The 25,171-nt window shown below is 67.4% G+C and carries 20 protein-coding genes; 8 read left to right on the top strand and 12 right to left on the bottom strand.

All coding sequences use genetic code 11. The annotated features are described in order from the left end of the window. Nucleotides 1-326: 326 nt before the first annotated feature. Genes istA through GT613_RS05215 form a run of 3 tightly spaced genes read right to left on the bottom strand, consistent with a single transcriptional unit; the run spans nucleotide 327 to nucleotide 5,671 of the window. On the bottom strand, nucleotides 327-3,848 hold the full coding sequence (gene istA / locus GT613_RS05225; protein ID WP_161172540.1) for an IS21 family transposase: 3,522 nt from the start codon (nucleotides 3,846-3,848) through the stop codon (nucleotides 327-329). Then, nucleotides 3,845-5,104 carry a transposase gene (locus GT613_RS05220; protein WP_161172539.1) on the bottom strand — a complete coding sequence of 420 codons (1,260 nt, stop codon included), beginning with the start codon at nucleotides 5,102-5,104 and terminating at the stop codon, nucleotides 3,845-3,847. Before GT613_RS05220 ends, istA begins: the two co-directional genes overlap by 4 nt. Before the next feature lie 60 nt (nucleotides 5,105-5,164). Continuing rightward, nucleotides 5,165-5,671: a helix-turn-helix domain-containing protein gene (locus GT613_RS05215; protein WP_114550322.1), complete on the bottom strand. Its 507-nt coding sequence runs from the start codon at nucleotides 5,669-5,671 to the stop codon at nucleotides 5,165-5,167. 363 nt (nucleotides 5,672-6,034) lie between these two features. Between GT613_RS05215 and GT613_RS05210 the strand changes: the two genes are divergently transcribed. From GT613_RS05210 to GT613_RS05175, 8 genes are all read left to right on the top strand, one after another. Continuing rightward, on the top strand, nucleotides 6,035-6,406 hold the full coding sequence (locus GT613_RS05210) for a YraN family protein (protein ID WP_161172538.1): 372 nt from the start codon (nucleotides 6,035-6,037) through the stop codon (nucleotides 6,404-6,406). A 550-nt stretch (nucleotides 6,407-6,956) separates the two neighbouring features. Beyond that, nucleotides 6,957-7,184: a hypothetical protein gene (locus GT613_RS05205; protein WP_114519834.1), complete on the top strand. Its 228-nt coding sequence runs from the start codon at nucleotides 6,957-6,959 to the stop codon at nucleotides 7,182-7,184. 129 nt (nucleotides 7,185-7,313) lie between these two features. Next, nucleotides 7,314-8,078 (top strand): ParA family protein, encoded by a 765-nt coding sequence (locus tag GT613_RS05200; protein ID WP_161172537.1) that lies wholly within the window; start codon nucleotides 7,314-7,316, stop codon nucleotides 8,076-8,078. Then, complete coding sequence (locus tag GT613_RS05195; protein ID WP_161172536.1) at nucleotides 8,066-8,980, top strand: ParB N-terminal domain-containing protein; 915 nt, start codon at nucleotides 8,066-8,068, stop codon at nucleotides 8,978-8,980. Before GT613_RS05200 ends, GT613_RS05195 begins: the two co-directional genes overlap by 13 nt. A 304-nt stretch (nucleotides 8,981-9,284) precedes the next feature. Beyond that, nucleotides 9,285-9,689 (top strand): hypothetical protein, encoded by a 405-nt coding sequence (locus GT613_RS05190; protein ID WP_114513223.1) that lies wholly within the window; start codon nucleotides 9,285-9,287, stop codon nucleotides 9,687-9,689. 1 nt (nucleotide 9,690) lies between these two features. Then, the gene (locus GT613_RS05185; RefSeq protein WP_161172535.1) at nucleotides 9,691-10,941 is read left to right on the top strand and encodes a relaxase/mobilization nuclease domain-containing protein; all 1,251 of its coding nucleotides are present in this window, start codon (nucleotides 9,691-9,693) and stop codon (nucleotides 10,939-10,941) included. Continuing rightward, nucleotides 10,938-11,507 (top strand): hypothetical protein, encoded by a 570-nt coding sequence (locus tag GT613_RS05180; protein WP_161172534.1) that lies wholly within the window; start codon nucleotides 10,938-10,940, stop codon nucleotides 11,505-11,507. Before GT613_RS05185 ends, GT613_RS05180 begins: the two co-directional genes overlap by 4 nt. Before the next feature lie 145 nt (nucleotides 11,508-11,652). After that, nucleotides 11,653-12,654 carry an Abi family protein gene (locus GT613_RS05175; protein WP_114513226.1) on the top strand — a complete coding sequence of 334 codons (1,002 nt, stop codon included), beginning with the start codon at nucleotides 11,653-11,655 and terminating at the stop codon, nucleotides 12,652-12,654. Between the two features lie 125 nt (nucleotides 12,655-12,779). Here GT613_RS05175 and GT613_RS05170 read toward each other — a convergent pair whose 3' ends face one another. The 9 genes from GT613_RS05170 to GT613_RS05130 all read right to left on the bottom strand — a co-directional run bounded on the left by GT613_RS05170 (nucleotide 12,780) and on the right by GT613_RS05130 (nucleotide 25,165). Continuing rightward, nucleotides 12,780-13,832 carry an ArdC-like ssDNA-binding domain-containing protein gene (locus GT613_RS05170; RefSeq protein WP_161172533.1) on the bottom strand — a complete coding sequence of 351 codons (1,053 nt, stop codon included), beginning with the start codon at nucleotides 13,830-13,832 and terminating at the stop codon, nucleotides 12,780-12,782. Between the two features lie 100 nt (nucleotides 13,833-13,932). Continuing rightward, nucleotides 13,933-14,700: a class B sortase gene (locus tag GT613_RS05165; protein WP_161172532.1), complete on the bottom strand. Its 768-nt coding sequence runs from the start codon at nucleotides 14,698-14,700 to the stop codon at nucleotides 13,933-13,935. A 162-nt stretch (nucleotides 14,701-14,862) separates the two neighbouring features. Further along, nucleotides 14,863-17,961 carry a VaFE repeat-containing surface-anchored protein gene (locus tag GT613_RS05160; RefSeq protein WP_161172531.1) on the bottom strand — a complete coding sequence of 1,033 codons (3,099 nt, stop codon included), beginning with the start codon at nucleotides 17,959-17,961 and terminating at the stop codon, nucleotides 14,863-14,865. 10 nt (nucleotides 17,962-17,971) lie between these two features. Beyond that, the gene (locus tag GT613_RS05155) at nucleotides 17,972-18,469 is read right to left on the bottom strand and encodes a DNA gyrase (protein ID WP_114550332.1); all 498 of its coding nucleotides are present in this window, start codon (nucleotides 18,467-18,469) and stop codon (nucleotides 17,972-17,974) included. A gap of 238 nt (nucleotides 18,470-18,707) precedes the next feature. Continuing rightward, nucleotides 18,708-19,631 (bottom strand): conjugal transfer protein TrbL, encoded by a 924-nt coding sequence (locus GT613_RS05150; protein WP_166521669.1) that lies wholly within the window; start codon nucleotides 19,629-19,631, stop codon nucleotides 18,708-18,710. A 93-nt stretch (nucleotides 19,632-19,724) separates the two neighbouring features. Next, nucleotides 19,725-20,450, bottom strand: a complete 726-nt coding sequence (locus GT613_RS05145; RefSeq protein WP_161172530.1) for a hypothetical protein — start codon at nucleotides 20,448-20,450, stop codon at nucleotides 19,725-19,727. Between the two features lie 12 nt (nucleotides 20,451-20,462). Then, nucleotides 20,463-22,145, bottom strand: coding sequence for a glucosaminidase domain-containing protein (locus tag GT613_RS15695; protein WP_161172529.1), 1,683 nt, complete (start codon nucleotides 22,143-22,145; stop codon nucleotides 20,463-20,465). Next, on the bottom strand, nucleotides 22,135-24,768 hold the full coding sequence (locus GT613_RS05135; RefSeq protein WP_240132862.1) for a VirB4-like conjugal transfer ATPase, CD1110 family: 2,634 nt from the start codon (nucleotides 24,766-24,768) through the stop codon (nucleotides 22,135-22,137). The genes GT613_RS15695 and GT613_RS05135 overlap by 11 nt, the downstream gene beginning before the upstream one ends. Continuing rightward, complete coding sequence (locus tag GT613_RS05130) at nucleotides 24,746-25,165, bottom strand: PrgI family protein (RefSeq protein ID WP_114513232.1); 420 nt, start codon at nucleotides 25,163-25,165, stop codon at nucleotides 24,746-24,748. Before GT613_RS05130 ends, GT613_RS05135 begins: the two co-directional genes overlap by 23 nt. Nucleotides 25,166-25,171: the final 6 nt, after the last annotated feature.

Raw genomic sequence — 25,171 nt, 5'->3', positions numbered from 1 at the left:
TCAGGGCGAAGCATATTGAGCCAGAATGGTAGCGCCTGTCGCCCTGCGAGCACCTCAAGGTGGACTTTAATACTAAGGCCGTCTCAACCGGGCATCTCTCACTTTTCTCTTTCGCTATCGAACGATCGCAGCTCGCCCTCAATGGCTTCAGGCAATTCGTCGCATCTAATCCTATAGTGCAGCACTTCGCATTCGCCAGCGAACAGAAGACGACACGGGAACGCAAAAGCCACGCATAGCCGCCCAGTCCAATATTCGCAAAATCACGCCTATAGGCAGGAGGCGTCGACGCCTCCCCCGTTCCTTCCTCGCCGAGGGGCCGAGGGCTAGTCGAGCCTTATCGGCCTCTCGGGCCTCTTCCTCCCCGAGCAGTACGGGCAGTAGCCCGGCTTGGCCCCCACCCTGTCGCGGACGGACATCTGGTAGACGTGGCCGCACTCGCCGCGCCACCATGCGAGCTTGCGGCTTACGGCCTGCACGCCGGTGGGCTTCAAGCGCTTGTTCATGCGCGGGTGCCACATCGCCGCTATGCCGGGGTGCGTGGTGGCCAGGTCGTTGTAGCCGGCGAGCACCTTGCGACCCGAGCAGTACGGGCAGCCCGGGTCCGCCTTGCCCTTGCGCGCCCGGTTCGCTATGAGGCCGGACCACTCGTGGCCCTCCTCGCACTTCCACCAGACGCGCTTGTTGGAGTTGGCGATCGCGTCGGTCGGCTTCAGGTCGCCGTTGCGCTCCTTGTTCCACTCCCTCGCGATCTTGGGATGCGTCGTCCTCAGGTCGTTGTAGCCTTTCAGCACCTTGCGGTCGCCGCAGTAGGGGCAACCTCGGTCGGCGCCGCCGGTTCTGTTGTAGGCGGATATCTGCCATGCGTGCCCATGCCCGCATCTCCACCAGACCCTCCTCGCGCTGCCGGAGACGATGCCGTCGGGCCTCAGGTCGCCGTTCAGCCCCCAATCCCACTCGGCCAGAAGCTCGGGGTGCTGGCTCGCGAGGTCGTTGAAGCCGGCGAGCACGCGATGGCCCGAGCAGTACGGGCAGCCCAGCCCCTCGGCGGCCCGCTGGCGCGGGGACATCTGCCATTCATGGCCGCAGCCTCCCCTCCACCAGACCTGCTTGATCGAATTGAACCTCACGCCGTCGGGCCTCAGGTCGCCGTTGCGCCCGAAATCCCATTCAGCCGCGAGCTCGGGATGCACGGTGACCAGGTCGTTGAAGCCGCGCAGCAGCTTGCGGTTCTTGCAGTACGGGCAGCTGTCGTCGATGCGCATGGAGCGCATGCTCACCTTCTCGCGCCAGACGTGGCCGCACGATCCGCGCCACCACACCATGGCGCCTGCGTGGGCGTGGAGGTCCTCGGCGCGCAGGCCGCCGTTCAGCTCGGGGTCGAGCTGTCTGGCGACGTCCGGCCTCTTTGACCCGAGGTCGTTGCTGCCCTTGGCGAGATAGTGTCCCCTTCCCCCATGGCACGACGGGCACTTGCGGCTCCCTTTGCGAGTCCCCCGCAGGCTCTCGCGCCATTCGTACCCGCACGTCGGGCATTGCAGCCAGATCCTCTTGGCCGTACGGTCGGAGACCTGCGAAGGCTTCAGGTCGCCGTTCTTGGTGGGGTGCCAAAGGTGCAAGATGCCCGCGTCCAGGCACTCGGCGCTATTGAAGCCCTCCAGCGTCAGCCTCCTGCCGCAGTACGGGCATCCGGCATCGCTGAACGCCCTCGTCCTCACGGACAGCCGCCAACTGTGGCCGCACTCGCCGCGCCACCACACTCGGGCAGGATCGCAGCGCGAGACGTCGGACGGCTTGAGGGACCCGTTCCGCTCCCCGTCCCATTGCGCCAGCAAATCCGCATGCCCGAACCGCAGGCACCACTCCTCGAAGCTGACGTTGAGCTCCGCCTCCTTCAGAAAGCGCGACCACTTGACGCTGGACTTGCCGTGCCCGAGGGCGTAGCCCGCGCGCCCATCGGCGGCGTCCAGCGCCCGGGCCTCCTCCACCAACGAATCAAAGGGGGCCAGCAGTTCGGCCCGGCCGTGCTCTTCCAGCCACTTTCGGGGATTCTGCCTCCAGATGCGCGTCATCACGCCGTCCCACAGGTAAACCTCGCGGTGGCTCGCGATGCTCACCGCGTCGGGCGTCAGGTTCCGGTTCTTCACGGGATGCCAGAGCGCGGCGAGCTCGGGGCACAGCGTCGCGACGTCGTTGAATCCCTTGAGGGCCTTCCTGCCGGAGCAGTACGGGCAGAGGGCGCCGTCTCGGCTGTTGACCCTTTTGGCAATCGGCGCCCGCCACTCGTGACCGCACCTGCCGAGCCACCACACCTGCTGCTTGAAATCGGGGAAGACCGCGCTCGCGGGCAGCGGGTTCCTCGTCGGATGCCACTCCTCGGCGATGTCCGGCCTCACCGCGGCCAGATCGTTCTTGCCCGGGACCAACGCGACGTCCGCGCAGGCCAGGCAGTCGTCGAAGGAGCGGCCCGTTCTCCTGGCGGGCGCCTCCACCCACTCGAACCCGCAGTCGGGGCATCTCCAATGGACCGGCCTGCCAGAGCGGCAAACGCAGTCGTGCGGGCCCTGGCCGCCGTTGGCATCGTAGTCCCATTGCTCCAGAATCCGCGTGCGGCGATGCTCCTCGCACCAGACGTCAAGCGGCTTGAACCGGTCGGGGTGCACGCCCGGCAGCCCCTCGAACGTCTCGGCGCCGTCCTCCCTGCGCGGATGCCTCGCGATGCACTGCCGCCTGTCGGCGGTGTAGACCTCGATGGCGTCCTCGGCGATGCGCACGGCGACCTTGCGGTCGGCATAGCGCGGCGGCACGCCGTAGAAGTTGCCGCGCACCCTCACCACGCCGTCGAAGGAGACGCCGACCTTTCTCCAGGTGACAGGCGCGAACTCGGCCTCCGGCAGCGGCTGCAGGCATTCGCGCTCCTCTGACTCGAAAATCTCGTTCCTGCTGCGCCCCTTGAATGCCACGACTGGCCGGTCGTTGTAGACCTCCAGCAGCTCGGCGATGGCCAGATTGAGCTGGCCGAGGCTCGTGAACCGCATCTGCTCAAGCACGCCGGCGATGCTGTTGGCCATGATGCGCACATGGCTCTCCACAGCCGCCTTGTCGGTGGGCGTACGGACCCGTGCGGGCAGGACCATGGCGCCGTAGTGATCCGCCAGCTCCTGGTAACGCGGGTGGATCGAGCGCTCGCGATTCTCGTCGAACACCACTCCCGTTGCGAGGTTGTCCGGCGCGACGAAGAGCGGCGCGCCGCCGAAGTACGAGAACATCGCCTTATGGTGCTCAAGCCACGACTGCATGCCCATCTCCAGGCTCGCGCGCACGAAGGTCTTGTCGCTGTAAGGCAGCGTGGCCACGAACAGCGACACCGGCGTCACCTCCTCGCCGGCGCCGTACAGGCTGAGCTTCCTGCCGGCCCAATCCACCTGCACCTCCTCGCCGGGATGCCAATTGACGAGCATCTTCGCGCCCCTCGCCCGGGCTTTGACCAGCTGCACGAACCTCTCGCGAAACGTCGCGAAGACATAAGGCGGCCTGTCCACGGAAAGGGCGACGTACGCCGCATACGCCTCCTCGACGTCGTCCGCATCCAGCCTGCGCCCGGCACGGCCTTGGATATCCTCCAGGTCGACGGGGTTGCAGCGCGCCGCGTCGCGGGGATCCACCAGCCTGGCCAGCTCGTCGTCGCTGAGCTCCACCGGCACGGGCCAGCCCAGGCCCAGCTCGGCGGCTCGCCTCGAGACGGCGGACGCCTTCGTGGCGCTGCAGCCGCAGAGGAAGGCGACTTTCTCGAAGCTGAGCCCCACCGAGCGCAGCTCGATGATCTCCCTGTAGGGCAGCGCGCTCATTCGGCATCACCGGCCAGCTTCTCCATGACCTCGGCAACGCCGATTTCCCCGCCGCCGTCCAAGACCGCGCGGCACGCCTCGTCCAAAGTGACCCCGGCAGCCGACGGCGTCTTCCTCAAGTCGATCAACTCCTTGCAGGCGCGGAACCCCTTGCCTTCCTTCTTGCAGGCGGAGAGCACGCGCTTCATGACGCGCACCACATTGGGGCCCTCCTCACTAGCGAGCGCCAGGAACCTGTCGTCCATCCTTTTTGCGAACCAACGGTGCCCGGGCGGCCTGTGCGCGGGGTCGGTCACCGTGCACCGCCCCCGCATCTCGGTCATGCGCTCGTGCCGGGCGACCAGCTCTCCGTTGAGGTATGAGCGAACCTCGCCGTCGGTCCAGCTGACGCGCACTTCCTCGTTCGAGCAGCGCCATGGCACCGAATAGCGCACGCCGTCGACAACGAAGTGGTAGTCGTCCCGAACGAGTCGCGTCGACCACGTAGCGAAATCGGCGTCCTCCGCCGGAAGCTCCAGCATCTGCGGAAGCTCCCGCTCCTTGAACAGCGTCCAGCGGGCCGGCCCGTCCTCCGACCCTATGGCGTTGTACGCCTCCAGCTTCCCCTCGACGTAGGCATCGAGGTCCTCCAAGCTCGCGAAGTCCATGCCCGCTACATCCGCGATCACCTTCCTTGCGACGTACGAGACGGTCCTCGCGTCCAGCGGCTTCCCGGCGCCCTCCGCCCCCTTCGCGGTCTTCGGCCTGGCGCCGTAGAGCACCGTCCGGTAGTGCCGGGCGAACGCCTCGATCGTGCTGCGAGCCGTGACCGAGACCTTGCACTGCGCGCAGTCGGTCACGTACGGCACGCCGCCGAGCGACCTGAAGGCCCGCTGGCAACAGGCCATCCAGCTCTTGGTTCCCATATCGTCCGCCCTGCATAGGAACGTGGCGTCGCTGTAGGCCATCGCGGCCACGAACACCGGGAACGCCGCCTGCTCGCCGGCGATCAGCGCCGACCCCTTTGACCAGTAGGTTCTCATGTACTCGCCCGGGTACCACTCGGGAATCCCGGCGGCCCCCATCTCACGCCGCCACCCTCGCAAGCCCGTGCAGAAGCTCGAGTACGCGTACGGCCTCTCGCCGGCTTCGCGGCATGCGGACACGTACTCGGAGTATGCGTACTGCAGCCGCCATCCGCGCTGGTCGCCCATGCGCTTGGCGAAGTAATCGTAGTTTGGCAGGGCGCAGAAGCGCCGGCATCCCTGGGCGCTCACGATCTTGCCGCTATTCGGTTGGAGGCTTGCGGGAGCCTTCGCCTTCACGCCCCCGAGCAGCTAACCGTCGCCGTCGCCGCCCTTCGGCAGGTTGCGGTACAGCGTGCTGCGGCTGATGCCGGTGGCCGAGGTGATCTCGGACAGCTTGTAATCGCCGCTCTGGTACATGCCGATGGCGTTGGCCAGGGCGCTGGGATCGACCTTCGACTTGCCGCCCGAATGCCCGGGCTTCGCCCGAGGACCCTTCCGGCCCTCGTCGACCCCCATGATGGCGGCGGCATGCCGGAAGAACGCCCCGTGCTCCTCCTTTGACGTGTCGATACCCTGGTCGAGGACGACCAGCTCGGCGGCCTTCGCCCCGATCTCGAGCGCCGCCCTCACCGCGGACGCGGAGGTGGAGCCCAGAGCCCCGAGCGACGCGACCACAACAACGTCGCCGGCATCGACCGACCCCAGCAGCGATGCGATGCCGCTGTCCACCACGAGCTCGCAGCCAGCCGCCTCCAGCGCCTCCCGTTGCTTATTCGGACCATGGCCAGCTGGCGGCCTGCAGTAACCGACCCTCATTCGCGCTCCTTCCGCTCGCGTACATTCTAAGCCCCACGCCCCCGCGCACCGCGAACGCGCCCCGAAACCGCGCACGCAAGCCCCGCGACCCCGCGCCGTCGCCGTCGACCCGCCACCGTGCTCTCGAACACGCACGCTCGCACGCCCCCGCTCATACCGCGCAAGGGCCGTCGACGTTCTCCGATTTCTTTTCCCCAGCGCCCCTGGGACGCCGGGGAAAACAAACCGCCCTGCGGGCTTCGGACAACGGCGCCTCCTGCCGTCGGCTTCTCCTTTCCCCCTTGCACGGCAGCGGGCCCATGCGGCCCACGCGCCGCGAGGCACGCCAAAGGGGCGGGCCGGAAACGACTCAGGAGGTCACTTATGAAGAACTTGCACGAGCGCGCGGTCGAAGCAGCCATCCGATTCGTGGAGCGCAAGGGCTACGAGGTCTTGGACCGGAACTGGAGCTGCGAGAGCGTGGCGGGCCGCCTGGACCTGGTGGCCATGGACGAGGACGCCATCGTCTTCATCGACGTCACCGCGGCCAACCGCGAAGAGGGCGGCTTCAGCGAGGGAAACCTCACCCGCGAGCAGTTCGAGCTGCTGGCAGCCACTTGGCTGGAGGGCTACACCCCCGAGGGCGACGTCCCGGTCCGCTTCGACGGCATCGACATGATCGTCGTCAACGCCGGCAGGGCCCCGCTCAGGCACCACATCAACAAGCTGGGCTCGTTCGCGGAGTCCATCGCGTAGCGGCCGGCCCCCGGCGCACGGGGGGGCCGCAGCCGGCGGCTCCTCCCCCTCCGTGCTCCCAACTCGCCGCGGCACCTCGGCTGCGAGGGACCCGCCCTCGCGCTCCCGGGCAGCCCGGACCCCTGCCCCCCTCCCGCCACGGGTTTCCGGCGCGCTTGTGCCGGCTCCGCAATGCCGCCTGGCCCTTCCGCCGGGAAAGCCCGCCGAAAGGTGCCGCATCGCGCATGGGGCTGCGTGCCCCATGCCCCCCGCCCAAGGGGCACGCCCCCTTGGGAATCCCATGCGCGTCCTCCGAGCCGGACGGGCTCGCAGCGCTCAGGCGCCGCGGGGCTGTCGCGCGCGAGGACCCCGGCTGCGCCGCCCACACGACATCCCCGCAAAACCCGGGGAAGGGCCCTGCGGAAACCGGGTTTGGCGGAGATGGCGGCTTTCGCCTTCGTGAAGCCGGCTCCGCCGGGGCCGCCGCGCGCGGATCGGCATCCAAGCGGATGCAAGCCGGGCTTGCATCCGGGCAGGGCCGGATCGGGCGAAAAGAAGGGAACGACGCAGCATGAGGGCAGCAGCCACAGGAAACAGGGTCGGGATGATCGCGCAGCCGTCGGGCGCAAGGGCCGCAACGACCGCCGTCGCGGCGCGAGGCGGCGCCCCGCGCGCGAAGGGCATCAAGACCAGGGTCAGCTACGCGGGCGAGTGCAGCCTCGAGGAGGCGGTGAGCCAGTACCTGGCCGCCAGGGCGAACTCGAGGGCGATCCCGGCCCTGGCCGAGGCCGGCGCGTGACGGACCCGGGAAACCGGGGCGCGTTGGACACTTTCGCTGCCCGCCGACCCGACGGGCAGCGGCGCGCGCCCCGCTGCTAGCATCCGACCCGTATCACAGCGGGCGCGAAACCGACTAAGGAGGAAGACCGTGAGGGTAATCACCGTAAGCAACTTCAAGGGCGGCGTGGGCAAGACCACGACCGCCGTCAACCTGGCCACGCTCTGCGCGAGGCACGACAAGAGGACGCTGCTGATCGACCTGGACCCCCAGGCGTCGGCGACGGACTACTTCGGCCTCTACGAGCAGGCGGAGGACGGCGCCAACGTCATCGGGCTGCTCTACGAGGGCATGACCGCCGACGAGATGGCCTACGACAGCGGAACCGACAACCTGCGCGTCATCCCGGCCACGCTGGCGCTCATCAACCAGAACGAGCTGCTGCTTGCCGAGCAGTCGCTGCGCTTCGCGCTGGACGACGTGGCGGGCGAATACGACGTCGCGATCATCGACACCGCCCCCAGCGCAAAGCAGCTGGTGCTCTGCGCCTACGTGGCCACCAGCGGGCGCGGCGACGTCATCATCCCCGTGAAGCTTGACTCCACCGTCATGCGCGGCACGGCCTCGGTGGTGGACTCGCTGCGGCTCGTGGCCACCAAGCTGCGCCTACCCGTGCCCAGCTGGAGGATCCTGCGGACCTGCGTGCCCGGAAGGATGACCAACGCCGAGGCCGTGGGCGAGGCGATCCTCGACCGCTTCTTCCCCGACCAGCAGTTCCGCACCGTGATCCACGAGTCCGCCAAGGTGAAGGAGGGCAGCTGGGAATGGAAGCCCATCGTGGAGTTCATGCCCGGCAACCGCGCCGCCGTCGACTACGGGAACCTGGGGAGGGAGCTTGGGCTATGGGACGAGTAGACGACATCGCCAAGCGCTTCAGCCTGGCGGGCGTGCTCGACGAGGACAGGCAGGCGAAGCAGAGGTTCCCCGTCGAGGAGATCGAGGTGGCGGCCATCGAGGACCATCCGGCAAACGTCGCCTACTCCATGGACGAGGACGGCATAAAAAGCCTCGCGGAGTCCATCAGGAAGGACGGCCTCACCGACATCCCCATGGTCCGCCGAAAGCCAGACGGCGGCTTCCAGATGCTGTCGGGACACAGGCGCAAGGCGGCCTACGCGCTGCTTGCCAAGGACGACCCCGCGTTCGGGCGCATGCCCTGCCGCATCGTCGAGGGCGTCAGCGACGACCAGGCGGTCACCCTCCTGCACACCGCGAACTACTTCACCCGAGAGCTCAACGTCATCGAGCGTGCCAAGGCCACGCAGGCGCTCGGCATCCAGGTAGAGCGGATGCGCGCCGAGAACCCAGAGCTGAAGGGAGTGCGCACCGCGGAGCTGAAGGCGGCGATCATCCGCAACCAGACGGGCCGCAACGTCAGCCCCGCTACCATCAAGCGCCAGGAGCAGACCGCGCGAAGGGTCGAACAGGGCCTCACCGAGGACTGGAGGTCCGAGGCGATAGAGGGAAACCTCTCGGACACCGACATCGCCACGCTCGCCGCCATGGACCCCGATGCCCAGGCGAGGCTCTACAAGGAGAAATCCTCCGCGAACGCCGGCAAGGCGGACACCTCCAAGCTGATCCGCGAAGCCGGCGGGCCCGGGGCAGAGGCGGTCGGCAAGCTCGTCGCCAAGGCCCTCAAGACCCTGCGAAAAGCGGCGGGTGCAGCCGACGGGAGTGCCGCCGTCGACGCCTCCCAGCTCGACGAGATCGAGCGCTGCGTGCGCGACCTGCGCACGATCGCGGGCTCAAAATGAGCCCGCAGACGGACCGGAGCCACGGGCTCATTCTGAGCCCGCTGGCAAATGGCCGGAATCTGAGTTCCGGCCCCTTGGGCTAGCAAGCTACCTATCCCGTATCACGGATACGGGATAGCGCTTGCGGCTGCGGCCCCGGCGGAGCGCCGCGGCGGTGTCTCCGACCTCCTCCCCGCCCGCGGCATTCCGCCGGGGCCGCAGCCGCAACGGACGGCATGGCGCGCCGAGACCGCGGCCGGCCGTCCTCGTGCGGGGGATCCCCCGCGCCCCTGGAGACACGAAACCGACGAAGGGAGGCAAGTCCATGGACTACCCCGAGATGGTCAGCTGCCGCATGACCTCCGGCGACCTCGACCGGCTCACCGCATCGGCGCAGCGCGCCGGCATGGCCCGCTCCGAATACCTGCGGACCCTCATCAGGATCCCGGCAAGCGCCTCCGGCAAGGGCGCCGTCTACGTCATCGACAGCCGGACCATGGCCAAGATGCTCTCAGAGCTCATCCGTTGGGGCCGCCACTACAACCAGGCAGTGCGCGCCCTGAACACCATCGCGCTGTTTATCCGGAGGGGGAGCCCGCCTGAGTACGGCACGTTCGGCCAGATGCTGTCAGAAGCCGAGGAGAAGCTCGAAGAAGTCGAGCAGGGCCGCCAGGTGATCGAGTACGTGCTGGCGGACATAGCCGGCTCCACGAGCGTAAGCGGTGACTAGCATGCCCGTTATAAAACCCATAGCCGGGCACACCAGCGTTCGCGGCGTCTCCGACTACCTCCAGAAGGATGGCCGCGCCCTGGCCGTCGACCTGTACAACCTCTCGTGGGACGAGGACCGAGACGCGGAGCTCGACCCCGATTTGAAGCAGGACGTCGACTGGGCGGCCGAGATGGACCTCACCCGCATCGCCAACGGCAACGACACCCCATGGCGCGGCAAGCGCGCGCGGACCTACATGCACTTCATCGTCTCCCCCGACCCGAAGGACAAGGTGACGCTCTCGCAGCTGCGAGAGCTGACGAGGGCCTGGGTCCGCGAGAACTGGGACGACTACGAGTGCGCCGCCGTGTTCCACGACGACAACGCCAACGAGGTCATGCACGCCCACGTCGTAGTCAACAACACCAACCTCGCCACGGGCAACCGATTCCAGAATCCCGACCCGCGGAAGATGCAGGCCTCGATCCAACGGCTCGCCGAAGAGCGCGGGCTGAGCTTCTTCGTCGACGTCTCAGACGAAGAGAAGCGGCGGTCGGCCACGAAGGGCGGGGCCGCTCCGAAGACCAGGCAGGCCGTCTACGTCAGGAGGGCCGAGCGCGAGATAGCCGGGAAGGGCGGCTACTCGTGGGTGGCCGACATCCGCAATCGCGTGACGATCGCGAAGAGGGCGGCGGAGACGCCGGGCGAGTACCTGCAGATCCTCGGCTTGATGGGCATCGACGTCAGCGAAGCCTCGAGGAAGGGCGGCCGCTCGGATTGGCTCTACTCGATGGCTGAAACCCCATCGAAAAGGATCCGCGGGGAGAACCTCGGCCTCGCCTACGGGCGCAAGGCCGTCGAAGGCGCCCTGAAGGGCAACGCGGCGATCGACCCCGGCCAAATCGCGGCCATCGCAGCGAAGGCGGTCGAGGTAAAGGACTATGCGCAGCTGGAGAGCATGGCGACGGCGCTCGAGCTCTGCTCGAGGTACGGCATCCGCTGCATGGCCGACTTCGGCAGCCGCATCGCAGCTATGGGGCGCAGGGGCGACGACGGGGCGACGAGCGAGCTGCGCCACGCAGAGGAGACCGCCAAGGAGCTGAGGCTGCTGCCCGATGCGGCCAGGGCAAGGCCCCGAACCGCCATGGACCAGTACGCCCGGCAAAGACAGCGCGCCGACGCCTCCGCGCGCGCAGGCGAGCAGGCGGCTCGCCAGCGGCAGATCCAGCAGGAGCAGCAGCGAAGCGACAGGAACAGGAGAGCGAGATGATTCTAGAGATGACGTACTCGGATGGCCACCACGAGTGCTTCGACAGTAACAGCCTCACCGGCGGCGCCGTGTTCGGCAGGGCGAACATCCTCACGGAGTTCGACGTCGTTTGGGAGGAGGGCGAAGGCGGGCAACACCTGGTCGTCTACGAGCACCATATGGAGGAATCGGCACCGAGCGACGACGAGGCGTCGGCGAATGCCGAGCGAATCCGCGGGCCCAGGCTCAAGCTCATCGACTCCAGCGAGGTGCCGGGCATCGAGAGCGTTTCCCTGGACGGCCGGCTCTTAACCTGGTCCCAGGGCGGGTGCCTGGTGGATGCCGCCAAGTTCGAGCTGGCGTGCATGAAGTGGTACTCAGGCCCCATGGGCGCCGGCGCCAACGCCAAGGCCGTCGCGCTGTTCAGGTACCTGGAGCGGGCCCGCCCCGAGCTCGCCAGCGACGAGGCCGAGATATGCCCGCTGTTCGGCTACCCTGTCGCCGCCTTCAGGGAGGCCGAGAACGAGGAGATGGCCCAGGCAGGCGGCGCGGATTGCGGGGAGGGAGGTTTCGATGAAATGGATTAAGCGGGCCATCGTCGCCGCGGGGGCGTTCCTCGTATGGCTATTCCGGGCCGTGTTCAGATGGTTCATGTGAGGCCGCGCCGGCCAGAAGGCCGCGATTCGCAGATATAATCAAAATATAAGAGGCCAATGACAAGCAGGGGGCAAAATGAATGGCAAGCCCGAGCAGACGAGCGAAAGCGGCAATGGATATCACGACAAGCCAAAGCTCACCATTGCCCAGCAGATAGCCCATCTGGAGGCAAAGGGCGTCACATTCGATAGATATAGCAAAGAGAGGGCGGCAGCCTATCTCTCGGACGAGTGCGACTTCTATGAGCTTACGTCCTACAGAAAGCTGTTCGCCAAGCGCCAAGGCGGGAAGCGCAACGGAGAGTACGCCAACCTCGACTTCGCCCAACTGGTCATCTTCGCTGAACTGGACGAGATGCTTCGCGAGGTCTTGTTCGTTATGACGAGGCACATCGAGCACTCCTGCAAGGTCGACTTGAAGCGCAACATCTCCGAACGCAACGACGAAGACGGGTACGCCATCGTCGCCGACTACATGGCCTCGCTCACTCCGAAAAGCAGGAGCTACCGCGAAGCCGAGCTCGAGAGGAACGGCAGAAACAAGTACACCAAAGCCGTTTACGAGAAATACGAGAAGCGCATGCCGTCTTGGGTTTTCCTCGAGCTGGTGCCGTTCGGCACGCTCGTCGACTTCATCCGATTCTGCGGCGCACGGTGGGACGACAAGGACTTCGAGCAATCCCACTACGACCTAAAGAAGGTAAAGTCGGTGAGGAACTGCGCAGCCCACGGCTCGTGCATCATAAACACGTTCGCTGAGGGCGCGAACTCCCGGCGCACCACGTCGAGGAAGACCTTGGAAGCCGTAGCGAAGCTGGGGCTGTCCAAGCCGACGAGACAGAAATGGCTTCGCAACGCCGCCGCGCAGGAGATCGCCATCACCTTGGTGCGCTACGCGCAAGACGTCCCTAGCTGCTCAGCCAGAAAGAGAGACGCGGAGAAGCTCAGGGGCTTCTTTAACGCGGTCGAGGGAGCCGGCGACCTTTTGCCAAAAACAGGCCCGGACGCGACAGCGGCAGCCGCGATAAACTTCATAAGATCCTTGACAAAGAGCCTTGGATTGCTAGACTTACGGTAGATCGCAAAACCTTCGGGTTTTAGGGGTGGGATGGTGAAAGCCAAACTGCCCTATTTTTTTGCCCAAAATCAGGCTTATAGGGCAAAATCAAGGACGCGCATCATCGCGATGCAGCGCCCCGGCGCTCACCTATCGGACCTGTCGGGGAGGCGCGGCGCGCGGTCGTCGCGGGCGGACGCCCTCCTGGCGATGGCCGCGCGCTCGGACAGGCTCCTGCAGGCTGCGTCAGGCTCGTGCTCGATGGCGCGAACGCGCTCGAGCCCTTCTGTTTCACGGTTCTCGGCCATCTTCTGCTCCATGCCGCCGATGATGCCATGGGCCGCGCCGCGTATCTCGTCGAGCGAGGCCCTCAGCTCGGAGAGGTTCTTGCCCTCGCTCCACCCGGCCACGTACCCGAAGCTGTAGTCGCCGGTGTCGAGCCCAAGCCAGCTCGAGACGATGAAGGCGACGCTCTCGGCCTGGACCTCGCGAGTCGCGCGGCCCGGCAGGGCGGGCCCCTCCCCTTCCGACCCGGAATCGTGCATGACGCTGTGGGCGAGCTCGTGGATGGCGGTCTTGAGGGTCTGCGCTTGGGACATGCCCTTCTGGATCACGATGCGCTTGGGCTCGGACCTCGAGAAGAATCCCTTCGCGCCGCCCGGGATGTCCTCGAACGAAACGGGGTACCTGCTGACTTCCGAGACGGCGCGCATGGCGGCCTCGTACCGGGCGACGCCGCCCGTCAGCTCGTCGACCCCCAAGGCAGGCAGCTCCCTTCCCTCGGTCTGGCTCACGTCGAACACGGTGGCCAGGCGGAAGCCCGCGAGCCTGCGCCTGGGCCCATCTCCGGCGCTGCCGTCAAGCGCTTCGCCGACGTCGTCGCCCTCCCCTTTCACCATGACCACGACCGGGCTGAGGATTCTCATGCCGCGCTCGCCCTTCCTCACCTGCCTGCCGAACTTGTCCTGCCAGGCCCGATAGCCCGCTACCAGCGTCGCGTCCGGGCGTTGCATCGCGATGAGCAGGCAGTTGTTGGCGCTGTAGCTGTGGAATCGCGACATGACGGCAAGGTAGCGGCGATACCTTGCCGACTCGAAGACGCCCCTCACGCCCTCCTCGAGGCGCTCCATGGTCCGCCTGAGCTCCTCGTCGCGCTTCGCTGCGGCCTCGGCGCCGCCTCTTGCCTTGCCTTTTGCCATCGATCTCGCCTTTCACGTGCGGACTTCCATGATTCACATCGCACGCGCCCGTGCTTCGTGCGACAGGCGCGCATCGGCGCCGAACGCGCCCGCCCCTGCATCACCCGAGCGCGTCGACGGCGCATATCACCAGCGTGCGCTCGTTGCCCCAGCGGTTGTAGCTGCAGGTGCAGAGGGTGACGACGCTTTTCACGGACGAGAAGTCGAAGCCCTCTCCGACGAGGCTCAGGTCGGCGTCGGCCACGACCCGGGCAAGCCATTGCGCATGCTCGGCGTCGTCGGCGAACTCAACCTTGGCGCCCTCGCGGCCGGCATCGACGACGTCGACCGCAAGCACCCTCAGCCCGGCGTCGCCCTCGGGGGTCTGCAGGATGATCGGGGAATGCCCCTCCGCGTAACCGGCGTCCGAGAAACACGCCAACGCGGAGAACATCGTGCCGTCGTCGAGGTGGTGGCCGAACACCAGGGCGTTGCCGGCGCCCAGCAGGCCATCATCTGCGCACTTCCAGTGCAGGTAGGGCACGCCGTGGTAGTTCCAGCCGCCGTACGCGTCGTAGCGGAGGTAGTGGTCGGGGTCGCCCTCATGGGCCTGGACGATCGGGTAGTCGATGCCGGCGCCCGGCACGGTGACCCATCCGATGATGTCCGGGTTGACGCCCTGCCAGTAGCCCCAGTCGACGCCCCCGGAGCCGTCGTTTTCTCCGGCCGCCTCGTCTTCGGCGCCGATTGCCTCGACCCCGCTCGGATCGGGGTCGAGGTTGCTCGCCCTCTCGGTCAGCCAGGCCATGGACGACAGCACGCCCACGGCCCCCAAGGCGAGCGCCGCGGCGAGGACGAGGGCGATGCGCGATTTGGCCTTGCCCTTCATCGATGCCCGCCATCGGAGCGCTTGCCGCCGCTTCCCGTCTTCTCCAACGCTCCCGCGACGTCCTCGACGCCGGGTTCTCGGGTGGTTCCTTCCATGGTTTCCTCCATATCCGCAAGGAAGGCGGCCCGAGGCCGCCTTCCTGCTTTCGAGCGGGCGTCGGCCTTAGGCCTCGCGCTCCGCCGCTTCCTCTCCGCGCCCGAGGTCGTCGGGGTCGGGATCGTCGGGGTTGCGCCTCTGCAGACCGTATGCAGCGAGCGCCAAGGCAGCCGCGAGGGCCATACCGGCGCCCAGCATATAGGGCATGAGGTCCACGCCGGTCTTGTCCAGCTTCTCGCCTGGCGCATCGGGAACTTCGGGGGTGTCGGGGTTGTCGACCACCACCGTCTGGCCTTCGTCGTCGACGTCCTCGTGGACGGCGACGACGTTGCCCTTGGCATCGAGGCAGCGCTCGAAGGCCACGAGGGCCGCCCCCTCCTCGAGATGGGACGCGTCGAACTCGAAGGCGACCTCCACAACGCCCTCGGCCGCCTCGGGGGCGAACTCGGCGGTGGCGGTCACGGGGTTGCCGCCGGCGTCGACCAGCGTCTCGCCGGTCGACTTGTCGACGAGCGCACCGTTTGCGGTGTAGGTCTCGCCAGGGACGAGGCCCTTGTACTCCACGGTGTCGACGAGCTTGACCTTGCCGCTGGCGACGACTTGGTCGCCATCCTCGGCGTCGGTGAGCTTCGTGCCTATCTCGACGACGGTGACGGTTTGCCCCTCGTCGGAAAGGTCCTCGTGTGCTGCGAGCTGCGCGCCGGCGGCGAAGAGCTTCTCGAACACCACGACGCCCTTACCGCCCAAGCCGGTGCCGTCGAATGCGAGCTCCACCGCCTGGACGCCGTCGGCTTCGTCGGGGGCGAACGTTGCGGTTCCGGCAACCTGCTTGCCGCCGACGGTCACGGGGTCGCCGGTCTCGGCATCCATCAGCGCAGCCTCGAGCGTGTACTCGACGCCGGGGGTCAGTCCCTCGTATGCGACCTCGTCGACGATGGTGATTTCGGCACCGGTGACGAGCTTGTCGCCGTCCGCTTTGTCGGTCGCCGTGGTGCCGATGCCCACGAGGCGAACGGTCTGCCCCTCATCGTCGATGTCGGCATGGACCGCCACCTCCACGCCGCCCGACGTCAGGGATTCGAAGGCCACGACGTCCTCGCCCGCCAGCAGGCTCCCGTCGAAGGCGAATTGAAGCTCCACCTCGCCGGAGCGCTGCTTGGGCCTGAAGGTCTTGCTCGCGGTCACGGGGTTGCCGTCGACGCCGACGAGCGCCTCGCCGGTGGATTTGAGCATGAGGGTGCCCGTGACGGTGTACTCGGTGCCGTCGGTCTTGAGGTTCTCGTAGTACACGGTGTCTGACAGTGTGACTTCGCCAGAGGCTTGAGCCACATGGTCGCCGTCGGACGCGTCCGTGGCCTCGGTCTGGACCTTGGGACCCTCCTTGTCGTCGAGGCTCATCCACACCGCCTTGGCGGCGGAGGAGTCGCGCTCGATGACGAACGTCTTCTTGATCAGGTCGTAGCCCTCGTTGGCGTCGCTGCGCAGCTCCTCGAGCGTGTACCTGCCGAAGGGCAGCGCCGCCAGACCGTCGTCGACTTCGGCGACGGAGCCGTCCTCGCCGAGGGAGAACCACACGCCCGCCTTGGAATCCATGTCCGAGGCGTTGACCGCTCCGACGCCCAGCAGCCGGTCGTTGCCGTTGGTGTTGGCGCTGTGCTTGTTCCAGGAGGACGCCGTGGAGACGTTGCCGTTCTTGTCGGTCACGACAACATGGGCCTCGCCCGTCGCCTCGTTGGTCACCTTGAAGGCGACCTGCAGGGACTCGTTGGTGTCCTCGGCCATCTTCGCTATCTCGAGGTCGTTGCGGATGACCTGGTCGAAGAACTCGAGCTCGCCGCCGCCCGAGGAGGCCTTTGCGATGGCGCCGTTCTCGCGGACCTGGAACGTCTTGGGCTCGCCGTCGGTCAGCAGGTAGGAGTCGTTGCTCTTGGTCTCTCGGATCGCGTAGGTGCCGTAGGGCAGCGCGTCGGCGGCGGTCTGCGCGGTGTAGGCGCCCGCCTCCTCGTTCCACGCCGTGGTCACGGTGGCCACCGTCTCGCCAGGCTCGAACCACTCGCCGCCGACCAGCACCTTGGACGCCGACTCGTTGGTTATGGCGAACTCGATGCCGGAGAGCGTGGAGCCGCAGCCCAACGCACCGTGGGAGTCGCCGCCCAGAGCCTCGGACTTGCCGAGCTCCCTGTCGGACTTCGTGACCTGCACGCCGCCGCGGGCGACGTCGTCCTTGCAGGGGCCGCCCGTCAGGTCGACGACCTCGCCGTTCTCCTTGATCTTCGCCGTCTTCGACCAATCCGAGGCGAGGTACCCCTCGGGGGCCTGCGACTCGACGACCTTGTAGACGCCGCACGGCAGGTCGCCTGACCCGGTGGCGGCCACGTACGCCTTCGCCGCAGCGTCCCACTCTGCCTCGATGGTTTTCACGACCTCGCCGTCGCCGTAGGACCTTCCGTCGACCAGCGCGCTCTTTCCGGAGGCGTTGACGATATCGAACCTCGCTCCGGCGAGGCTGGCGTCGCCCTGGGGCGCGCTGCCTGCCTGCGAGTCTTCCTTGGCGACCTTGAGGCCTCCCGTCTTCCAGGTGAAGCTCATGAGCACCTGCGTCGCGGAGCCGGTCTTCACCGAGAAGGCCTCAAAGCCCGTGGACACCTCGTCCGCACGGTTCTTTACCTTGGACCAGGTGTCGCCGAGGAGCTCGTCCTTGGCCCACTTCTCGAACTGCGCGTTGGTCCCGTAAGCCGCCTCGCCGCGCGAGCCCTGGTAGGCGAACGACAGCAGCACGTGGCTCGCCACCAGGTACTTATCCTCGCTCCAACCCGTGCCGTCGTACCACCTTTCCGGGAACACGGACTCGTCGAAGCCCGGCGCGCCGTAGCTGAACCACATCGCGGCGGCCAGGTCGCCGTCGGAGATGCCCGACTTAGAGTAGGTCCCCGGCGCGGGCGTGCCCGCCGCGGGTTCGGCGCAGTAGGCCACCTCGCCGTCGGCCCACATGCGCGTCGTGAAGTAGCCGGCGTAGGGGACGTCGTCGCCGACGGTCACCTCGACGGACTCGGAGGCCTGCGCCTGCATGGGCGCCGATGCGCACATGCCGACGAGCAGAGCCACGCTCATCATGATCCGAACGATCTTCGACAAGGCGGCGGTCTCTGTTGCTCTCGCTGTCATGGCCGCCTCCTTAGAACGGGATATCGTCGTGCGCCAGGCCCTGCCGGCGCGGCTGGTCGTCCTGCGCGCGGCCGAGCGCGCCGCGGGTGGCCGCATCGGCCCGGTCGTGGAGACTTCGCTGCTTCAAGGAGGCGAGGTAGTCCTGCCGCTGCTGGTCCAAGGCGAGGCGAACCTGCTCCGGCATGACCTTGACCGTCTCGCGCACCTTGCCGCCGTCGGCGTCCAGCACCGGCTTCCCGTCCTCGCCGAGAACGGTCTTCTGCAGCCACACCTCGCGGCCCTTCAGCAACGGGATGTCGCGATAGTCCTCCCCCTTGCGCGACTCGTTCACGTACAGCGGGGAGAACTCGAAGAAGCTCACGTCCCGGCCGTCGATCGACGTGCCCCTGGGCATGGTTGCCGAGTTGAACGTGCGCTGTTCGCCCGTCTCGCGATCCGTGTAGGGGATTCCCTCCCTCACGAAGTTCTTGTGGAGCGTCACGTAGACGCTCTTGCTCTCGTTAGGCATGCGCCCTTCCTTTCAAAACGGTTCGGGCGGGCCGTGCGGCCCGCCTCGTCGGACGGGCGGCGCGCTCGCGGGCAGAAAGCCCTCCTTCCCGGGAAAGGTCCGCGGGCGCGCCGCCCTACCCCAAGTCGGGAAAGGCCGCCGTTTGGACAAGGCGCGCCGAAAAAAGGGCGGCACGGGAGTCCGTGCCGCCCTTGGCTTCTCCGTGTGGTCGGGCCTTTCGAAGACTCGCGCCCCACCCCTATCCGCCCATGACGTCGCGGGCCCAGGCCCCGCTCTTCACCAGGCTGAGTATCAGCAGGACGCAGACGGCCAGGTACTGCAGCGCGTAGCTCAGGCCTCCGACGACGCTGTCCATCGGCGTGCCCGTGCCGGCGTTCACGGCATCGAGCCCGCCCAGCACCACGGGGAAGCTTACGAGGATCACGAGGATGATGACGCCCGCCAGGCACACGCTGGCGAAGCTGCGCAGGTACCCGATGCCGATCTGCCTGGTGTCCTCCAGGCCCATGAGGCTCAACGGTATGGGGCTGAACGCCGCCATCAGGTAGAGCTGGATGGCGCGGGCCCAGCTCACCACAAGCGCCACGATATAGGCCACCAGCACCACGACCCAGCTGACCAGCGCCACCACGGCCATCCCCAAAAGCGCTGGCACGTCGTCGTCGGTGGTGGTGATGGACACCTTGCCCATGTCGAGCTCCGCGCCGTTGCCGAAGAGGTCGGTCACCCGCTGGATGGCGATGCGCGTCACCTCGTAGAGCGCCTGCATGAGCTCGAAGGAGTGCTGCACCAGGAACAGGAACACAGCGAAGAACACCAGCAGGAAGACGACCTCCTTCACCGCCGGCATGCTGGAGCTGCCGTCCATGCGCTGGCTGATCTTGATGAGCTGCACGGTGAACACGAAGGAGAGCACCCCGCAGCCGATTGGCAGGATGGCGCTCTCCCACACGCCGTGAACGATGTCGTACATGCTCACGGTGCCGGAGCCGCCCAGCATGGTCTCGAAGCTGGCGGAGAGCACGCCCTCGGCGCCGATGGACCTGAGCACGTCCACCTGGGCTCCGAAGATCCAGTTGCAGAAGTCCCGCAGCATGCCGCAAAGCCACGAGTTGACGGTGTCGGCGATGTCGGCGTGCGCAGGCTGCGGCAGCCAGAGCATCGCCGCGCAGAAGAGCGCGCTGCCCGCGAGCGAGAGCAGGAACCTCCGCTGCGCAGGCGCCGCCCGTCCGATTCTCTCAAGCAAAGCGACCCCCTAGCCCGACACGGTGAACTTGCCGTCGGCGTACGTCACCACGAGGACGGTCCTTGCGGCGTCGTCGGCGTGGAACGACGCCGAGACGGTCTTGGCGTTGAAGTCGACGGACGCCTCGCCGTCGAAGGAGGCCGATGACGCCTGGGGCACGTTCTTGGCCATGTAGGCAGCCAGCGCCTTGCGCAGCGGCTCCGCGTCGCCTCCGACGAGGCCTATGTATGCCTCGTCCATCCCGCTGACGGATACGGTGCCTTCGGCGACGCCCTCCGAATACTTCTTGCTCACCTTGAAGTCGTCGCTGGACATGGTTGCCGCGCCGCCGGACCGGTCGAATATCAGCGTCCAGGTGACGCTGTCCTGCGAATCCTCGTCGGTGCCGGCGACCGTGAACACGGCCTGCTTGCCGGCGTCGGCCTCCTCCACCTCGGAAACGGTCAGCACGTGGATCTTGCCGTCCGCGCCCTTCTCGATGACCATGCCCTTGGACATCTGCAGCGAGCCCGCGTCGCTCTTCCAGCCCTTGGAGCAGGCGAGCTCGTAGGACGTGAGCGCCGCGGGCGCCGCGGCGCCCTGGCCTTGAGCGGCCTCCTCGGCGGGCGCCTCCTCCTGCACGGTCTGCTGGTCCGTCTCCGCCGAGCGCAGGGCGCAGCTCGCGACCGACAGCGCGATCCCGATGGCCAGCGCGCCCGCCGCGATGGCGGCCAGTGCCTTCGTCTTCTTCTCCATTTCGAAATCTCCTTATCCGGTGTATCTGAGGGCGCAGGTGAAGAACGAGATCCCCGTCGCCTTCCTGCACACGTCGCCCGTGCGCGGTTCGTGTATGTACTCGTCGCCCCCCACGTAGATGGCCACGTGGCCGTACTTGTAGAGGATGTCGCCCGGCCGCGCCTGCGACAGCGGCACGACGGTGAGCTCCTTGAGCTGGTCTTCCGTGTAATGGCTGATGCTTATGCCCGCCTGCCGGTAGCAGTACTGGGTGAGGCCGCTGCAGTCCAACCCCACGCCGGGCGTCGAGCCGCCCCAGACGTAGGGCACGCCCAGCTGGCTGTAGGCGGCCTGCACGATGGCGTCGCCGCCGGCCGCGCCCTTCTCGAAGTCGTCGACGCCCATGCCGTCGAAACGGTACAGGTTGTAGGTCCTCATGACCGACTTCAGGCTCTCCACGTACTCCGAGCTCGTGGCGTAGCCCGCGTCCTTCAGGCCCTCGGCCATCTTGTCCGAGTCATGGTCGGCGATGGCCTCCTTGATGAACGCGTTGTCCGCATAGCGGCTGTTCTGCAGGAGAACCCTGCTCCTGAACCTGATGCAGTCCGCGTCGCTCTTGAACACGGTGAAGTCGGCCATGACCGTGACGGCCTGGCCGTCCACCTCCTCGTGGGTGGCCCAGCTCGCCTTGCCGGCGACCTCCGGGCAGCTGGCGAAGCTCGATGCCCACTTGATGCCGAAGAGGTTGTGGTCCCTGGTGGCCAGCTGGCTCATGGCGTCGCCCTGGCCGCTCTCGCAGATGATCTGCGCGATGGTGCAGCCTGCGGGATGCCCGTACTCCTCCTGGCACTCCAGCGCCTCGAGCACCATGTCGTAGGCGATGAAGCCGGGAAGGCCCTCGATCATGGCCCTGTCCTGCTCGTCTTGCCAGAAGCCGGCGATCGCGCCCAGGAGCGTCGAGAGGATGAGGCTCGCTGCTACGAAGGCGGCGACGCCCGCCAAGACCCCGCCCAGAACGGGCGCGGCGGTCGAGACGGCCGCCGCGAGCCTTCCGCCGGCTCCGGCCTTCGCTGCGGCGGGCCCAGCCTCGGCGGCCTGCAGGGCGGCGCGCGACCTGGCGTAGTTGGACGCGGCCTGGGCCTCGCCCAGGGCGCTGCCGCCGGCGGCCTTTCCGCCGGTGGTGGCAGATCTGCGGGCGGCCTTGCCGCCAAGGCCCTCCTTGGCCCTTGCCAGCAGGGATTTCGAGCGGGGCGCGCTTTCTGAGGAACCGCCCGGCCCGGCAACGGCCCTGGCTTCTCCGACGGCGCGCTTCGTCTCCTTTGCCGCGACGGCGTTGGCGTCGACAGCGTCCTCCACAGGCGCGAACGGGTCGGGCCCGGGCCTTGCCCTGCGCCGCTTCCGGATGTCCGCAGCCGCCCTTCCTGCGCGGTAGGCGCCTTCGGACCCGGAGAGCTCGTCGCTGTCGTCGAGCTCCCCGACGAAGCCGGCCGCGATGATGCTCCCGGCCCTGCCGGCGAACCCGTCTTTGGCCGCGGCGGCGTCGGGGGCGCCATCGGCCGCTCCGCAAACGCCGCCCTTGCCGCCCTCGGCGAAGGAGCCTTGGTCGGGTACCTTGAACGTGCCGCCGCCCCTGCTCTCGAACCTGGCGTTGCCGGCCTCCACCGACTCCGCGCTGGCGAAGCCCTGCCTGCGGGCGCCGGACCCCCTACCCGACATCGCCCGCCGCCTCGGCCTCGTCGGCGCCGGCCGCGGACCCCGCCGCGCGTTTGGCGAAGTAGGCGGCGCGCTTGCGCTCGGCGATCTCGTCGGGCTTGGTGTTGAACAGGTCGTAGAGCGCGCCCTTGGGGAAGTCGTCCACGATGGGCACGCGGGACCCGCCCGCTATGAGCAGGCCGTCGCCGGGGTTGACCGACTCGTCGATGTAGCCCTCCTCCTGCTCCGAGAGGTTCAGCAGCTCCGACCACTTGGCCTTGTCGGCGAACGACTGCCTGTGCAGCATGAGGAAGTCGGAGTTCAGGATCAGGTTGCGGCCGTCCTTGTGGCTCAGCAGGTAGGTGCAGTTCTGGGTGATGCCGGTGCAGATCAGGTTGAACTTGCGCCCCTCCGCCCAGAACCGGCTGAAGTAGCTGATGGTGGCAGGGTGCCCGAAGAGGCTCTGGACCTCGTCGATGTAGAGCCAGGTCGTCACGCCGCGCTCGAAGTTCGCGTACATGCGGTTGCGCACCGCTTCCAGCACCGCGATGATGCCGAAGGCGCGCATGTTGTCGGGCAGGTCTTTGAGCCCCACGCAGGTGATGCGCCTGTCGAAGGCGACGTTGCTCTGGTGGTTGAAGATGGAGAGGGCCCCGGAGACGTATCGCTCGAACCGCAGCGCGACGATCTCGGCCTCGGGCTCCGGCTGCTGCCGCAGGATGTCGTAAAGGTCCTGCAGCTGCGGGACGGCTCCGCTCTTGCCGCAGGTCAGGTACGCCTTCTCCACGCAGCGGCTGATGATCGAGCGCTCGACGTCCGAGAGGCCCTCGTTGCCCTCCGCCATGGACGCGGCGGACAGCGCTAGCACCGCCTCGATCTTGTAGGCCAGCTGGGTCGTCTCCAAAAGCTCGGAGACGTCGCTTAGGTCGAGCGGGTTCAGGTACGTCTCCGAGTCCGGGCCGAACGCCACGTTGCGGCCGCCGAAGGCCTCGGCCAGCAGGCCGAACTCGCCGGCGGGGTCGATGATGACGACGTCGTCCTCGGGGTAGAGCAGCGCCGTGTTGGTCATCTCGCGCTTGGCGCCGAAGGACTTGCCGCTGCCCGGCATGCCGCTTATGATGCCGTTTCGGCTGGCCAGGCTCTTGCGGTTGAGCATCACCAGGTTGCGGCTGCCCTTGTTCTGCCCGTAGTAGCCGCCCCCGAAGTCGTTCAGCTCCAAGGTGGCGAAGGGGGACTGGATGGCTATCTCGTCGGTGAGCATCAAGCGCCCCACCTTCACGTGGTTGCGTCCCAGCGGCAGCACGGAGTTCAGCCCCTCGCGCTGCCGGTAGTCCAGGTTCGCGAGCTCTATGCCCTGCGCCTGCGCCACCGATATCAGGTGCATCGCCTGCTCGTCCAGCTCTTCGCGGGTGGGGGCGTAGGTGAACACCAGCCCCGTGTAGCGGAACATCCGCTGGCTGTCGCCCTTCAGGCACTCGTAGACGTCCTGGGCCTCCTCGCGGGTGAACTTCAGCTCGCTGGGGATGAGGTTGAAGTCGTAGCCCTTGCTCACGGCGTCCATCTGGTCCTCGGACATCTCCTTGTCGATCCACTTCAAGCGGCGGCGGACGTAGTCCTTGGACCAGCGCGGGTTCATGGCCCTCACGTGGAAGCTGATGGCCAACGGCATGGGAAGGTCCACCATGTCCGCCAGGCAGCGGTCGGTCAGGTTGCTCTCGAAGCTGCGGAACGCCAGCACCTGGCACCATACGCCGTCGCTGGTGAAGCAGCTGGCCGAGCCGCCGGGCTTGAACTCCATGGTGTCGGGGCACGCCAGGTCCTTTGCCGTGATCCCGCGGGTGACGCCCAGGTCGTCGTAGCCGAACTCGGCGCGCTCGCGCCCCGGCCGCGTCATCGACCGTATCAGCTGCAGGCGCTCCTCGCCCCGCAGCACGCGGGTGCCGCTGCGCATGCCCGAAAGCACGCCGTCCGCCATGGAGCGCAGGCGCGCCAGCTTGGGAACGGATTCCTCCACCGTGTCGGCGGAGACGGAGAACGTCAGGTAGCGCTCGCGCATGATGTTGGACACGCCTTCGGCCATCTTGTCGTTGAGGATGCGGCTGTACTCGGCGGCGTAGGGAGCGGCGGGCCCCTCCACGCGGCCGAAGAACCTGCGGTTCGACATCTCGCCCTTGGTGAGCGGGCGGTTGAACAGCAGGAGCTGCAGCCCCACGTCCGGCGTCAGGCCGTCGTAGAGCTTGCGCATCTGGCGGCACACCGACTTCTGCGACTCGTCTCCCATGCTCTGGTAGCTGATGTCGCCGAAGCTGACCGTCTGGCTGAACAGCCCCGGCTCCACCTGCGCGATGCCGTCGGCGTACAGGGCGTCGAAGCCGATGAGCCTGTAGACGTCCTTGGCTGCGCGGCGGGCCCTCTCGGCCGCGGCCTCGCCGGCGGCGCGCTCGCGCCGCTGGTTCTTGAGCCGCTTCTCGATCGGGACGTACCTGCCGCCCTGATGCCCGGGCCTCGCCGCAGCCCTCTTGCTTTTCCTGGCGCGCTTTGCGGCCGCCTTGGCCTCCTTGTCGGCGGCCTTCGCCGCGGCCTTGGCGTCCTTGACGGCCCGCTTGGCGGCGGCGACGTCCTCCTTACCGGCCTTTCGAGGGCTCATAGCGCTCTCCTCCCTTCCGCCAGCCCCTGGCCAGCCTGTTCCGATCTTTGAATCTCCTGCATTTCTCGTCGGGCCATGCGTCCGCGGCCAGGGAGAACCCGGGCTCGTAGGTGACGACGCCGTCCTCGGCCCAATGCCGGTATGCCAGCGGGACGAATTCCTCGGGCTTCATGCCCTTGGGCCTCCAGAAGGCCGCCAGCCAGAACGGCATCGAGCACATCATCACGGGCATGGTGGCATCTGCCACCTCCACCCCGACGACCAGGTGCGCGAAGGCGGCGGCCGCCACGCTGGCCGCGATGCCGCCGCCTACGCAGGCGGCCACGCGGGCGGAGAGCTTGCCGACGACCTTCTCCTCGTACTCGCTGATGTCCTTGTGCACGTAGACCACCTGCATGGGCGC

The organism is Eggerthella sp. BIOML-A4 (genome assembly GCF_009875575.1).
In the GTDB taxonomy this organism is placed as follows: Bacteria; Actinomycetota; Coriobacteriia; order Coriobacteriales; family Eggerthellaceae; genus Eggerthella; species Eggerthella lenta.
This window is presented reverse-complemented; position numbering and strand designations above follow the sequence as displayed.